Source organism: Actinomadura sp. CNU-125 (assembly GCF_001942465.1).
In the GTDB taxonomy this organism is placed as follows: domain Bacteria; phylum Actinomycetota; class Actinomycetes; order Streptosporangiales; family Streptosporangiaceae; genus Spirillospora.
This window is the reverse complement of sequence record NZ_MKJY01000598.1, coordinates 19,077-30,462: the sequence shown is the minus strand read 5'-3', so window position 1 is coordinate 30,462 and position 11,386 is coordinate 19,077. Positions and strand designations below refer to the sequence as shown.

Here is an 11,386-nt window from a genome sequence, read left to right as displayed (position 1 = left end):
GGGGTCCCCGGGGCGATGGCGAGCGGGACGAGGCCCAGCAGCAGGGCGGCGAGGTAGACCCGCACGGTGCGCGTGGAGTTGGAGAGCGCGACGATGATCGCGTCGCCCGGTGCGAGGCCGAGCTTCGCGAGGTCGTCGAGCGTGTCGTCGAGTCCCAGTGCGTGGACGGGGCGCCGGGCGTCCAGATCGACCGCCCGGGCCAGGAGGGCGGCGACCGATCCCGCGTCGAGCGATGGTTCGCGGTCCGTGGCGGGCATTGCGGAGGATTCCCTTCACGCCGGTGTGGTGAGCGGGGCGGTGAGGAGGGCGCGGGGGTCGGCGCCCGGCTCGGCGGCGGCGCGCAACACGGCGCACAACGCGGTGTGGCGTCCGGGCCGCGCCAGGTGCCGCACGCAGATCACGTGGCGGGCGCGGCGGGAGCGCAGCCACGAGCCCGCGACCGTCAGGGCGGTGCCGACGGTTCCGTCATCGGCCGCCGCGAGGACGAGCGACGGGCCGCGCAGCCCCCACCGGATGCAGGCGAGCCCGGCGAGGATCCCCGGGTTGGCACCGGCGAAGCGCAGCGGCGAGATCCGGCCCCGGGCCGCCTGCGCCGCGAGGGCGGTGCACGTCGGGGGCGGCTGCGGCCCGGTGAGCACGATCACCCCCGCGTCGTCGCGGGCCGCGAGCACGTCCGTCCCGCACTCGGCCGTCGTCGAGGCGGCCGCGACGGCCGCGGCGACCAGCCAGGCCGCGGGGTCGGCGTAGAAGGAAGGACGGTCGGCGGAGCAGGCGGCCGGGTCGTCGACGGTGACCGCACCGTGGCCGACGACGGCCGCCGTCCCGGTCCCGGTCGGCTCCGCCCCCGGCCCGCGCCCATCCTCGCCCGCCCTTACGGAGGCTTCGTCGAGCGAGCCCCCGCAGGAACCCGCGCCCGGCTCCGCGCGGAGACCAGCATGTGAACCCGTGCACGAATCCGAGGCGGGCAATTCGCAGCAACCCCCGCAGTCGTCCGCGCGGGAACTCCCACGGGAATCCGCACACGAACCCGCGTGGGAACTCCCATGGGAATCCGGGCTCGGCCCCGCGCGGGAGAATCGTAGGCAGGTGTTGAAGCCGCCGAATCCCAGCGTCAGGCTGAGTCCCGCCTCGCCGCGGCCCACGGGCGTCTCGCCGTCGGCCGTCCGCAGGGTGAAGCCGGGCATCGGCGAGGCCAGGCCCGTGAGGGGCGGCGGCGTGCCGTGGCGGAGCGCGAGCACGGTGGCGATCGCCTCGATCGCGCCGGTGGCGCCGAGGCTGTGCCCGAAGTTCCCCTTCGTGCCGAAGACGACCGGATCGCTCCCGGTACCGGCGAACAGCCGGTGCAGGGCGGTCGACTCCACCTCGTCGTTTACGGGCGTGCCGGTCCCGTGGGCGCACACCACCGCGACGTCCCGCGCGTCCCCCGGGCATCGGCGCACCGCCGCGAGGACGCCGTCGCCCGTCGGGTCGGGGGCGGTGAGGCCCGCCGCGTCGTTGGCGGAGCCCGCGCCGTCCAGGCGTGCGTACACGCGGGCGCCCCTGGCGCGGGCCGTCTCCTCCGGCTCCAGGACCAGGAACCCGGCGCCCTCACCGAGCACCATGCCGTCGTGGCCCGCGTCGAAGGCGCGCAGCCCGGTCGGGCTCATCGTGCCGAGCGCCGAGTGCCCGAGCCGCTTGGCCTCGCTGAGCACGTCCGCCCCGCCCGCCACGCAGATCGGCACGCCGCCGCGGATCAGCGCGTCGGCGACGAGCAGGGCGTCCGCGCCCGCCGAGCAGGCCGTCGTCACGCACACCGGGACGCCCGGGTGCCCGATCCGGTCCGCGACCTCGCGGGTCCAGTGCCGTCCGGGCTCCTCCTCGGTGTCGAGCTGCCCGCCGAAGCTCGTGCCGAGCACGAGCCCGACCGCGGGGTCGTCCGTGGCCAGCCCGGCGTCCGCGAACGCCGCGGCCAGCGTCCGCGCGGCCAGCGCGACCTGGCGTTCCCCGGGGGCCGCGGACCCGTAGGGCGGGTCGGGCACCGGCGCGGCCAGCGGCGTGCGCAGCGGGTACGGCGCGCCGACCGGGACGACGCCGACGGCGCCCGCGCACAGCAGGCGCCACACGTCGTCGAGCCCGTCGCCGAGCGGGGTCGTCCAGGCCATCCCCGTGACGACCACGGGCGCGTTCACCACAGCTGCCTGCCCAGCGCCTCGACCTTCGTCCGGTTGAGCATCCCCTTGAACGCGGCCACGCGCTTCTCGCCGACGGTCGCGTGGCAGGAGAAGAAGAAGGCGTCGCCCCGCAGCCGGTCGGCGCGGACGTCGAAGACGACCTGGTCGCCGGGGACGACCGGCTTGGTGAAGCGGGCGGTGACCGAGCCGATCAGGGTCAGCTCGTCGTCGGCGAGCGGGCTGGTGCTCACCTGGTAGAGGATGATGCCGGACTGGGCGAACGCCTGCACGAGGTGGCTTCCGGGGAAGATGGCGCGCTCGGGGAAGTGTCCCGCGATCGCGTCGAGGTTCCCGGAGACCGACAGCAGGCTCGTCAGGAAGATCCCGGGTTCGTGGTCGGTGACGCGGTCGATGTAGATCATCGGGTGCCGGTGGCGCAGCCACTTCTTGATCTCGGTGAAGCCGAGCTCGCGGTCGGCGGACGGTACGGCCGCGGCCGTCTCCGCGTCCGTCTCCGCGGCCGCCTGCGGTGTCCCCGTTCGAAGACTCATCTGCGATGAACCCTTTCCGTCGAGCGTCAGCCGACCGTCTCTTTCTCCCTCAGCAGACGCCGCACGAGCGCCTCGACCCCGCCGAGGGTGGAGAAGTTCTCCGGGGAGAAATCGTCGTCGTCGATGGTGACGCCGAAAATCTGCTCGCAGCAGACGCGCAGTTCGATGTAGCCGAGCGAGTCGAGCCCGTATACGTCTCGAAGACTGTCGTCGACCTCCATTCGTTCTGGGGGAACGTCCACGAGGAGGTCACTGACGAGGATTCCTTTGATTCTCTGCAATACGTCCATGTGCTCTACTTTCTTGACCGGGGGCATGGTTCTTTGCCGGAGCGGTGCATTCGTCAGGCCGGGACCCGCTCGTCCCATTCGATGTGGTGGTGGTGCATCCAGCCGAGAGACGCTCCGCCGTCCCCCGCGTGGTGCTTGATCATGACGGGCATGACCGCGTCGCGGATCATCCGCGTGACGGGGCCGACCGATTTGAAGTTCGACCATTTGGCGCCGGTCGCGACGACGCGTTCCACCCGGTCGCGGCGGAGCCTCTCGTACGCGGCGAACGCCTGCCGGCGGCCCGGCGCGTCGCGCAGGCAGCGGGCCAGTTCGACCGCGTCCTCGATGGCCATCGAGGCGCCCTGCCCCGACGCGGGGGACGTCGCGTGCGCCGCGTCACCGATGACGATCATGCGGTCGCGATGCCAGCGCGCGACCGTGGGGATGTCGTGGAACGGCCACGCGACCAGCGCGTGCCGGGTGGTCTCGACGATGCGCAGCGCGGGGCCGCGGTCGACGCCGAGGAGCCCGGCGAGCATCGTCCGCCAGTGCGCGTCGCCCAGCTCCCGCAGTTCGCCCGGCGTCGGCTCGTCCGGGTACGGCGGGTTGGCGAACCACCAGATCCGGCCGTCGGGCGCGGCCGTGTAACCGAAGAAGCATTTCCTGCCGAACACCATCTGGTATTCCCCGGGGGAGGCGTCGACCTCCGGGGTTCTCGCGTAGCCGCTGATATAGAGGTTGGGGATATAGCGCGCAGGCGGGGCCTCGGGATCGATGAGGGTGCGCACTCTGGATCTGATGCCGTCCGCGCCGACGAGCAGGTCCGCCTTCCGCACGGTCCCGTCCTCGAACCCCGCCACGACTCCGCTCGCGCCGCTGCTCGCACCGACCAGCCGGCGGCCGAACTCGACGGGAATGCCCCGGCGGACGGCCTCGTCCCTGAGCGCGCCGTACAGATCGGCCCGCCGGATCGTGCGCCCGACCGTTCCGTCCGCCAGCGGCATGCCCGTGCCGGCCACCCCCAGCGAGCGTCCCGTTCCGCTGCGGAAACGCATCCGCGGCGTGTCGAACCCCAGGCCGTCGAGGCATTTGTCCGCGCCGATCGCCCGAAGCGCGTCGATGCCGTTGACGTGCAGGATGACGAACGCTCCGGCCTCGTCCGCACCGTGCGGGCGCGACTCGTACACCGTGGGCTCGAACCCCGCCTGTTGCAGGGACATCGCCACCGCCGGGCCCGCTACGCCCGCTCCGATCACCGCGACGGACTTCATGGAGCCTTTCCTTGTGAGGCGGCCATGGAACGGCCGCGGGCCGACACTTGAAAGACGGGCGAAGAACGCTCCAGATACATCGGATGCTCACCCGGGGCCCCGGGGCGGTCACCCACGCGCCGCCGCCTCGATCGTCTCCTTGATCGCTTTCATCTGGATCACGGAATTGGTGTTGAGCCGGTGGGCCATGCCGTCGTCGTCGATCGGCATTCCCGGCTTCAGCTCGAAGTCCTGGACCCAGCGCAGCAGGATTCCCTCGTCCGTCTGGACGTATTCCCAGAACAGGAACATGTACTTGAACGGGCCGAGTTCGACGCGCTGGGAGCGCACCGTCCGGCTTTCCGGGTCGGCCGTCCGGTCCGAGACCCAACTCCGGACGACGCCGTTCTCGTCGGGGTGCAGGCTGAGCCGGAACCGCACGGTGATGCCGTCCCGGTGCAGGACTTCCGTGGCGCCGTACTCGGTGAACAGTTCCGGCCACGACTCGATGTCGTTGGTCATCTCCCACACGAGGTCCATGGGCGCGGCGATGGTGACCGCGTTATCGGTGTGCGCCGACATCAGGATTTCACTTCCTTTTCCGGGTTTTCGGCCAGCAGGTCGTTGATGTGATCGATGGCCTGCCGGGGAGTGCGGAGGCGGTCCATCGCCTCGTCCGAGACATGGAGGTCGTACCGGCGCACCAGCTGGGACGCCAGCTCGTACTTCGCGAGCGAGTCGTAGCCGAGGAAGTCGAACTCCTCGTCCAGACGGCTCTCGGTCAGCTCGTCGGCGTCGTCGGCGCGCAGCAGCGCGCGCAGGTCGTCGAGGGTGAAGGCGGCGGGCTCGCTCATCGGTCGGTCTCCTCTTCGGTGGACGGTCCCGCGGCGCCGTCCCCGCCGAGCACGAGCACGGAGACGAAGCCGCCGTATCCGCGGGCCACGACCATGGCGCACCCGATCGCGCACCGGCGCGGCTCGCTCATCACGAGGTCGAGGTCGTAGCAGGGCGGGACGGCCGTGGTGGGGGCGGTGTGCGGCACGCGCCCGTGCCGCATCGCGAGCAGGGCCGTGACCACGTCGAGGGCGCCGCCGCCCGCGTGGAGCCGTCCGGTGAGCGCCTTCGGCACGGTCACCGGGACGCCCCGGCCGCCGAACACGGCGCGGACGGCCCCGGCCTCGGCGGCGTCGTCGGCGGGCACGGCCGCACCGTCGGCGAACACGACGTCGACGTCGGACGGCGCGGCCCCGGCGTCGTCGAGCGCCCGCTCCATCGTCGGCCGGAGCGCCGACGGGCGCCCGGTCCAGGGCGCCGGGTCGAAACCCGCGGCGTATCCGAGCACCGTCCCGTGGATCCGCGCCCCGCGTTCCCGCGCGAGGGCGGCGGGCTCCACGACCAGCATGGCGCCGCCCTCGCCCGGCACGTAGCCGCCCGCGGCGACGTCGAACGGGCGGTAGGCGCGGTCCGGGTCGTCCGCGGTGGACAGCCGGCCCGTGGTGAGCTGCGCCGCCAGACCGTACGGGCACAGGGAGGCGTCGCTGCCGCCGACGACGGCGGCCCGCACCTCGGTACCGACCAGGCGGCGCGCGTGCCCGACGGCGTCGAGGCCGCCCGCCTGCTCCGCGCACAGCACCCCGGAGGGGCCCTTGGTGCCGTGCCGGATCGAGATCTGGCCGGAGGTCGCGGCGTAGAACCAGGCGATGGACTGGTACGGGCTGACCCACGAGGGTCCGTGCCGGTAGAGCCGCTCCATCTCCTTCTGGCCGAATTCCGTGCCGCCGGACGAGCTGGCCGTGACGACCGCCACCGCGTACTCGGGGAGGTCGCCCGGGTCGATCGCCGCGTCGCCGAGCGCGGTCTCCGCCGCGCTCAGCCCCATCTGGGTGAAACGGTCGGTCTCGCGGACGAACCGGGACGGCATGGAGCCTCTCGCCTCGTACTCCTGCACCTGCCCGGCGACCCGGACCGGGTAGGGGGCCGGGTCGAAGCGGCCGATGGGACGGACGCCGCTGCGGCCCGCGACGACCGACGACCAGTGCCGGTCGAGGCTCGGTCCGGTCGGTGCCACGACGGCCATGCCGGTGATCGCGAGGGCGCTCATCCGCGGACCGTCCCGGGGGCGGCCAGCAGGACGGCGGTCTGGAAGCCGCCGAATCCGCTGCCGACGCTGAGGATCACGTCCATGCGGTGCTCGCGGGCGACCAGCGGGACGTAGTCGAGGTCGCATTCCGGGTCGGCCTCGTGCAGGTTGGCCGTGGGCGGCACCACCTGGTGTTCCAGGGCGAGCACGCACGCGACCAGCTCGATCGAGCCGATCGCCCCGAGGGAGTGGCCGATCATCGACTTGATCGAGCTGATCGGCACCCGGCGGGCGTGCTCGCCGAGGGCGTCCTTGAACGCGGCGGTCTCGTGCCTGTCGTTCTGCCTGGTCCCCGATCCGTGCGCGTTGACGTGGTCCACGGCGCCGGGCGCGAGCCGGGCGGCGCGCAGCGCGGCGCGGATCGCCTCGGCCATCTCCCGCCCGTCCGGGCGCAGACCGGTCATGTGGAAGGCGTTGTTGCGCTGCGCGTGGCCGACCAGCTCGGCGCGGATCCGGGCGTCGCGCGCGCGGGCCCTGCCCTCCTCTTCGAGGATCAGGATCGCGGCGCCCTCGCCGAGGACGATGCCGTCCCGTCCGGCGTCGAAGGGACGCGACGCGTGCTCGGGGTCGGCGTTGTTCGGCGTGGTCGCCTTGATCGCGTCGAAGCACGCGTACGTGATGGGCGACAGCGGCGCGTCGGTCGCGCCCGCGACGACGACGTCGGCGGTGCCCTCCTCGATCAGCCGGGCGCCCAGGCCGACGGCGTCCAGGCCAGACGTGCACCCGGTGGAGACCAGGTGGACCGGCCCCTCGGCGTGGACCTGCCACGCCACCTCGGCGGCCAGCGTGCTGGGCGCCATGTACCCGTAGAGCTGCGGGACGCCGTAGGCGTGTTCGACCAGCCAGTGGCGGCCCTCGTCCGACAGCACCCGGTACTCCTGTTCCAGTCCCGTGGTGCAGCCGACCGCGCTGCCGAGGCTGACCCCGACGCGGGCCGGGTCGACGCCCGCGAAGTCCAGCCCGCTGTCGGCGGCGGCCTCGCGGGCGCACACGACGGCGAACTGGGCGGCGCGGTCCATGCGGCGCGCCTCGCGCTCGGTCAGGCCGGACGCCCGCGCATCGAAGTCGATCTCCGCCGCGACCCGGGACCGGTAGGGCGCCGGGTCGAACCTGGTCAGCGTCCGGGTGGCGCTCCGGCCCGCGGCCAGCAGTTTCCAGAACTCGTCCCGGCCGGCGCCGCCGGGGGCGAGGACTCCCGTACCGGTGACGACGGCACGCCTCATCCGCCTTCTCCCGCCGACGGCAGCGGCTCGGTGTCGACGTGCCCGAGTTCGGGCCGCGGCGCCAGCGGCGAGAGGTGGAAGACGACGAGCGCGGTCGAGTCGCCCACGTTGACCAGCCGGTGGCGGTGCCCGATCGGCACCAGGATGGAGTCGTCGGGGCCGAGGGCGTGCGGCCGGCCCTCCACGCGCATTTCCAGGTCGCCGCGGACGACGTGCACGAACTCCTCGGAGTACGGATGGTAGTGCTCGCTCACGTACTCGCCGGGTTCCAGCCGGAGGGTTCCGCCGAACCCGGACGTGGCGCCCGCGGTACGTCCGCTCAGCGTCACCCGGATGTCGCCGCCGCGTTTCCGGTTGGGCGCGACGTCCGCGCGGTTGATGACTTGCGTGGTGTCTGCCATGGCTAAGGTCCCGTTCAGTCGTCGAGGGGGCGGCCGATGAGGAGGCTCATGGGCGAGGACGTGCCGATCGTCCGCACCAGCCGGAGGCCGGATCGCGCGAACAGGTCGTCCGCTTCCCGCGGGGAACGTTCACGGCCGCCGCGGAGCACCAGCATCTGCAGGTCCAGGAACGCGGCGCGTTTGTCGCCGGTGAGGAGCTGCTCGACCGCGACGATCCGCCGCCGGGACGGAGCGCGTCCCGGCACGTCCGGAGGATCACCGAGGCCGGTCCGTCGTCCCAGTCGTGCAGCACCCGGTTCAGGACGATCGTGTCGGCCTTCTCCGGCAGCGGTTCGAAGTAGTCGCATCCGACCACGTCCAGCCGGTCCGCCAGGTCGCTGCCCCGCAGGGCGTCCCGGTACTTCGCGGCGGCCGCGGGCTTGTCGAGGAGGACGCCCGTCGGTTTCGGGACGGCCGCGAGGATGTCGGGGAGCAGCGTGCCGTGCCCGCCGCCGACGTCGGCGATCCGTCCGGCTTCGGAGAAGTCGTAGGCGTTCAGGATCGTGCGGTTGAGGAGCCTCGACAGGCCGGTCATGGCCTCGTCGAACAGGCGCCCCTCCGCGGGCGAGCCGTCGAGGAACGCTTGCAGGCCGATGCCGAGCACGTGGTCGAGCGCCGGGTCGCCCCGGCGGATCGAGTGCTCCAGCCCGGACCACGCGCCCCACTGCCAATCCGCTCCGAAGAGGCGGGCGACGGCCCCCACCGAGCGCGGATGGCCGGTGGCGAGCACCGCCGACATCGGCGTGTGCCCGAACCCGTCCGTGCCGGTGCGGGCGAACACGCCGACCGTGCCGAGCGCGTCCAGCAGCCTGCCGAGGGCGGCGCGGTCGCAGCCGGCGCGGTCGGCGAGTTCGGCGAGCGGGCGAGGGCCGTCGTCCAGCAGGTCGGCGATCCCCAGCCGGGCGGCGACCTGGAGCGCACGCGCGACCCACATGCCGTTCAGCAGTTCGAGAACCGCGAACGGCGCGAAACGCCCCTCCGCGTCCGGTCGCGCGTCGGCCTGCGCGGCGTCCGGCCGTTCGGCGTCCGGCTGCTCGGACTCCTTCTCCGCGTCGGCCCCGTAGGGCGGAATGTTCTGGTTTCCGGCGAAGACGTTCTCGGGGTCGTAGCGTCGCTTGAGCTCGACCAGCCGGTCGTACTTCTCCGGGCCGAAGGCGTTCCGGATGCGGTGGCCGCCTTCCCTGCCGATGAAATTGAGGTAGGCGCCCCCGCTGCTGTACGGCTCGATCGCCCGGTGGAACTCGCGCGTCCAGGAGATCTGCCGGGCGGAGTCGGCTGGGTCCTCCCACATGGACAGGATGTGCAGGTTGAAGGGCGCGTCCCGCTGCCCGAACGCCATCGCGTCGTTGTCGACGCGGGCCAGCGCGCCGCCCAGCGGCATGAGGATCGTCTGCGTGAACCGCGAAGGAACGGTCTGGGTGAAACGGACGATGTGCTCGATCGCCTCGTCGGGCAGTTCCGCGAGGAACTCCGCCTTCCAGTAGTTCTGCATTCCTTCCTGGTTGCCCGGCTCCAGCAGGCCCTGGAGGTCGGTGTAGGAGATCGGCGCGACCATGTCGTTCACCGGAGGCCCGAACTCGCGCAGCGGCCGGAGCACCTCCTCGCCCTCCGCGACGGGCCCGAAGTAGGACAGCACCGCGCCGACCACGGGCCTGCCCCGCGCGAACTCGGGGACGAACGGTTCGTCGGGCGCGGAGATGAACGCGAGCCCCGCGCCGACCTCGTCCGGCGCCGTCGCCATGAAGTCGCGGAAGTGCCGGACGAGCTCGGCGAGCCGGAACGGCGGGTACATCACCAGGCCGCCGAGGATCTCCGGGCCCACGGGGTGGAGTTCGAACTCGAACGCCGTGACCACGCCGAAGTTGCCGCCTCCGCCGCGCACTCCCCAGAAGAGTTCCGGGTTCCGTTCCGCCGACGCGGTCCGCAGCGTCCCGTCGGCGGTGACGATCTCGACGGAGAGCAGCGAATCGCAGGTGAGGCCGAGTTTGCGTTCCAGCCAGCCGCTCCCGCTGCCGAGGGTCAGGCCCGCCACCCCGGTGCCGCGGATCCTCCCGCCGGTCACGGCCAGGCCGTACTTCTGGGCGGCGGCGTCGAACTCGCCCCAGTTCGCCCCGGCCTGGACGAGCGCGCGCCGCGTCCGGGATCGACGGTGATCGCGTTCATCGGCCGCAGGTCCAGGCAGACCGCGCCGTCGAGGACCGCGTCGCCCGTCACGCCGTGACCCCCCGCACGCACGGACAGCGGCAGCCCCCGTTCCCTGGCGTGGGCGATCCCCCGGGCCACATCGGACGGCGAAGCGCACCGGACGATCAAGGCGGGACGGCGGTCGATCATTCCGTTGAACACCCGGCGGTATTCGTCATAGTGCTGATCGCCCGGCCTGACAACGCCGCCTCCGACGAGGCGATCGAGCGACGGTTCGGCAGAAGACATGACTCCCCCTGGGACGGCGGACTCGTGGGCGGAGAACCCGGACGCCAATTCAGACGTGTGCCGGCCCCGCGTGATACATGACCGCCCGTGCCGATATTTTCGGCGGATCAGGTATCTACGGCGGTGCGGCCCCGTCTACAGTGCATGCCCTCCACTCCAAGGTCGCAGAACAACGGTCACTCGCACGAGGGGCGCCTGGACGCCGACGACCCGGCGCACGCGGGGCAGGCCGCCTACACGCCGTTCTTTCTGCGTCATGTCTACGATCCCCTCGTCATCCGGTTCCAGAACAGAGTGACGTGGCGCTGCCCCAGCAAGATCATTCGCGCTCTTTACCAAGGGAACGTTTCCGGGCTGCATCTCGATGTCGGACCGGGCACCGGCTGGTATCTGCGCAAGTGCAGATTTCCTGACGCGAATCCACGGATCTACTTGCTCGACGTCAACTCCGACGCCCTGCACCGGGCGGCCGCGCGGATCGCCCACCATCACCCGCAGTGCATCCGGGCCGACCTGCTGAAACCGCTGACGTTGCGGCCGGGGCAGTTCGACTCGATCGCGCTCGCCCACGTGCTGCACTGCCTGCCGGGGAGCATTCCCGAGAAGGCGCAGGTCCTGGACCGTCTGGCGCCGCTGCTGCGGCCGGGCGGCACACTGTTCGGCTCGACCATTCTCAGCCGTGGAGTGCCGCAGACGAGGCTGTCGCGATCGCAGCTCGACTACATGAACAAGATGGGCGTCTTCTCCAACGAGGACGACTCTCTCGAAGACCTGAAGGACGCGCTGGACCAGCGATTCTCCGACTACCTGCTTCGCACGCGGGGCAGCATCGCGCTTTTCGCGATCACCGTGTAATACCACTGTTCTACACCGCTAATCCACACTACTAATCCACACCACGGACGGACACCGCCGGCGATCTGGGGA

The 11,386-nt window shown here is 72.1% G+C and carries 12 protein-coding genes and 1 pseudogene; 1 reads left to right on the top strand and 12 read right to left on the bottom strand.

Translation table 11 applies throughout. The features are described from left to right. The 12 genes and pseudogenes from BJF79_RS49245 to BJF79_RS52560 all read right to left on the bottom strand — a co-directional run. Positions 1-257 (bottom strand): acyl--CoA ligase (locus BJF79_RS49245; RefSeq protein ID WP_143221026.1); only part of this gene is annotated, 257 nt, incomplete at its 3' end. Positions 258-272: 15 nt separating this feature from the next. After that, on the bottom strand, positions 273-2,168 hold the full coding sequence (locus BJF79_RS49240) for a beta-ketoacyl synthase N-terminal-like domain-containing protein (protein WP_083734848.1): 1,896 nt from the start codon (positions 2,166-2,168) through the stop codon (positions 273-275). Further along, positions 2,165-2,701 carry a 3-hydroxyacyl-ACP dehydratase FabZ family protein gene (locus BJF79_RS49235; protein WP_083734845.1) on the bottom strand — a complete coding sequence of 179 codons (537 nt, stop codon included), beginning with the start codon at positions 2,699-2,701 and terminating at the stop codon, positions 2,165-2,167. Before BJF79_RS49235 ends, BJF79_RS49240 begins: the two co-directional genes overlap by 4 nt. 26 nt (positions 2,702-2,727) lie before the next feature. After that, positions 2,728-2,991, bottom strand: coding sequence for an acyl carrier protein (locus tag BJF79_RS49230; protein ID WP_075907448.1), 264 nt, complete (start codon positions 2,989-2,991; stop codon positions 2,728-2,730). A 53-nt stretch (positions 2,992-3,044) separates the two neighbouring features. Next, positions 3,045-4,244, bottom strand: a complete 1,200-nt coding sequence (locus BJF79_RS49225) for an FAD-dependent oxidoreductase (protein WP_075907447.1) — start codon at positions 4,242-4,244, stop codon at positions 3,045-3,047. 108 nt (positions 4,245-4,352) lie between these two features. Further along, a complete protein-coding gene (locus BJF79_RS49220) occupies positions 4,353-4,805 on the bottom strand; it encodes an SRPBCC family protein (protein ID WP_075907446.1) in 453 nt (150 codons plus the stop codon). After that, a complete protein-coding gene (locus tag BJF79_RS49215) occupies positions 4,805-5,077 on the bottom strand; it encodes a phosphopantetheine-binding protein (protein ID WP_075907445.1) in 273 nt (90 codons plus the stop codon). The genes BJF79_RS49220 and BJF79_RS49215 overlap by 1 nt, the downstream gene beginning before the upstream one ends. Next, positions 5,074-6,324: a ketosynthase chain-length factor gene (locus tag BJF79_RS49210; protein WP_075907444.1), complete on the bottom strand. Its 1,251-nt coding sequence runs from the start codon at positions 6,322-6,324 to the stop codon at positions 5,074-5,076. Before BJF79_RS49210 ends, BJF79_RS49215 begins: the two co-directional genes overlap by 4 nt. Further along, complete coding sequence (locus tag BJF79_RS49205) at positions 6,321-7,586, bottom strand: beta-ketoacyl-[acyl-carrier-protein] synthase family protein (protein ID WP_075907443.1); 1,266 nt, start codon at positions 7,584-7,586, stop codon at positions 6,321-6,323. Before BJF79_RS49205 ends, BJF79_RS49210 begins: the two co-directional genes overlap by 4 nt. Beyond that, positions 7,583-7,987: a cupin domain-containing protein gene (locus tag BJF79_RS49200; protein WP_075907442.1), complete on the bottom strand. Its 405-nt coding sequence runs from the start codon at positions 7,985-7,987 to the stop codon at positions 7,583-7,585. The genes BJF79_RS49205 and BJF79_RS49200 overlap by 4 nt, the downstream gene beginning before the upstream one ends. Before the next feature lie 46 nt (positions 7,988-8,033). Beyond that, the gene (locus tag BJF79_RS52565; protein WP_410050240.1) at positions 8,034-8,960 is read right to left on the bottom strand and encodes a methyltransferase; all 927 of its coding nucleotides are present in this window, start codon (positions 8,958-8,960) and stop codon (positions 8,034-8,036) included. 144 nt (positions 8,961-9,104) lie between these two features. After that, positions 9,105-10,360, bottom strand: a pseudogene (locus tag BJF79_RS52560) (FAD-binding oxidoreductase); the annotation flags it as partial. Between the two features lie 243 nt (positions 10,361-10,603). On the opposite strand from BJF79_RS52560, the gene BJF79_RS49170 reads away from it, so the two are divergent. After that, entirely contained in the window at positions 10,604-11,314 is a 711-nt protein-coding gene (locus BJF79_RS49170; protein ID WP_083734844.1) for a class I SAM-dependent methyltransferase, read from the top strand. Positions 11,315-11,386: the final 72 nt, after the last annotated feature.

What these genes read in the sequence shown, in the direction of transcription:
- BJF79_RS49220 (WP_075907446.1), bottom strand. Translation starts at nt 4,805, where the DNA reads ATGTCGGCGCACACCGATAACGCGGTCACCATCGCCGCGCCCATGGAC.
- BJF79_RS49205 (WP_075907443.1), bottom strand. Translation starts at nt 7,586, where the DNA reads ATGAGGCGTGCCGTCGTCACCGGTACGGGAGTCCTCGCCCCCGGCGGC.
- BJF79_RS49225 (WP_075907447.1), bottom strand. Translation starts at nt 4,244, where the DNA reads ATGAAGTCCGTCGCGGTGATCGGAGCGGGCGTAGCGGGCCCGGCGGTG.
- BJF79_RS49210 (WP_075907444.1), bottom strand. Translation starts at nt 6,324, where the DNA reads ATGAGCGCCCTCGCGATCACCGGCATGGCCGTCGTGGCACCGACCGGA.
- BJF79_RS52565 (WP_410050240.1), bottom strand. Translation starts at nt 8,960, where the DNA reads ATGTGGGTCGCGCGTGCGCTCCAGGTCGCCGCCCGGCTGGGGATCGCC.
- BJF79_RS49200 (WP_075907442.1), bottom strand. Translation starts at nt 7,987, where the DNA reads ATGGCAGACACCACGCAAGTCATCAACCGCGCGGACGTCGCGCCCAAC.
- BJF79_RS49215 (WP_075907445.1), bottom strand. Translation starts at nt 5,077, where the DNA reads ATGAGCGAGCCCGCCGCCTTCACCCTCGACGACCTGCGCGCGCTGCTG.
- BJF79_RS49230 (WP_075907448.1), bottom strand. Translation starts at nt 2,991, where the DNA reads ATGGACGTATTGCAGAGAATCAAAGGAATCCTCGTCAGTGACCTCCTC.
- BJF79_RS49170 (WP_083734844.1), top strand. Translation starts at nt 10,604, where the DNA reads ATGCCCTCCACTCCAAGGTCGCAGAACAACGGTCACTCGCACGAGGGG.
- BJF79_RS49235 (WP_083734845.1), bottom strand. Translation starts at nt 2,701, where the DNA reads ATGAGTCTTCGAACGGGGACACCGCAGGCGGCCGCGGAGACGGACGCG.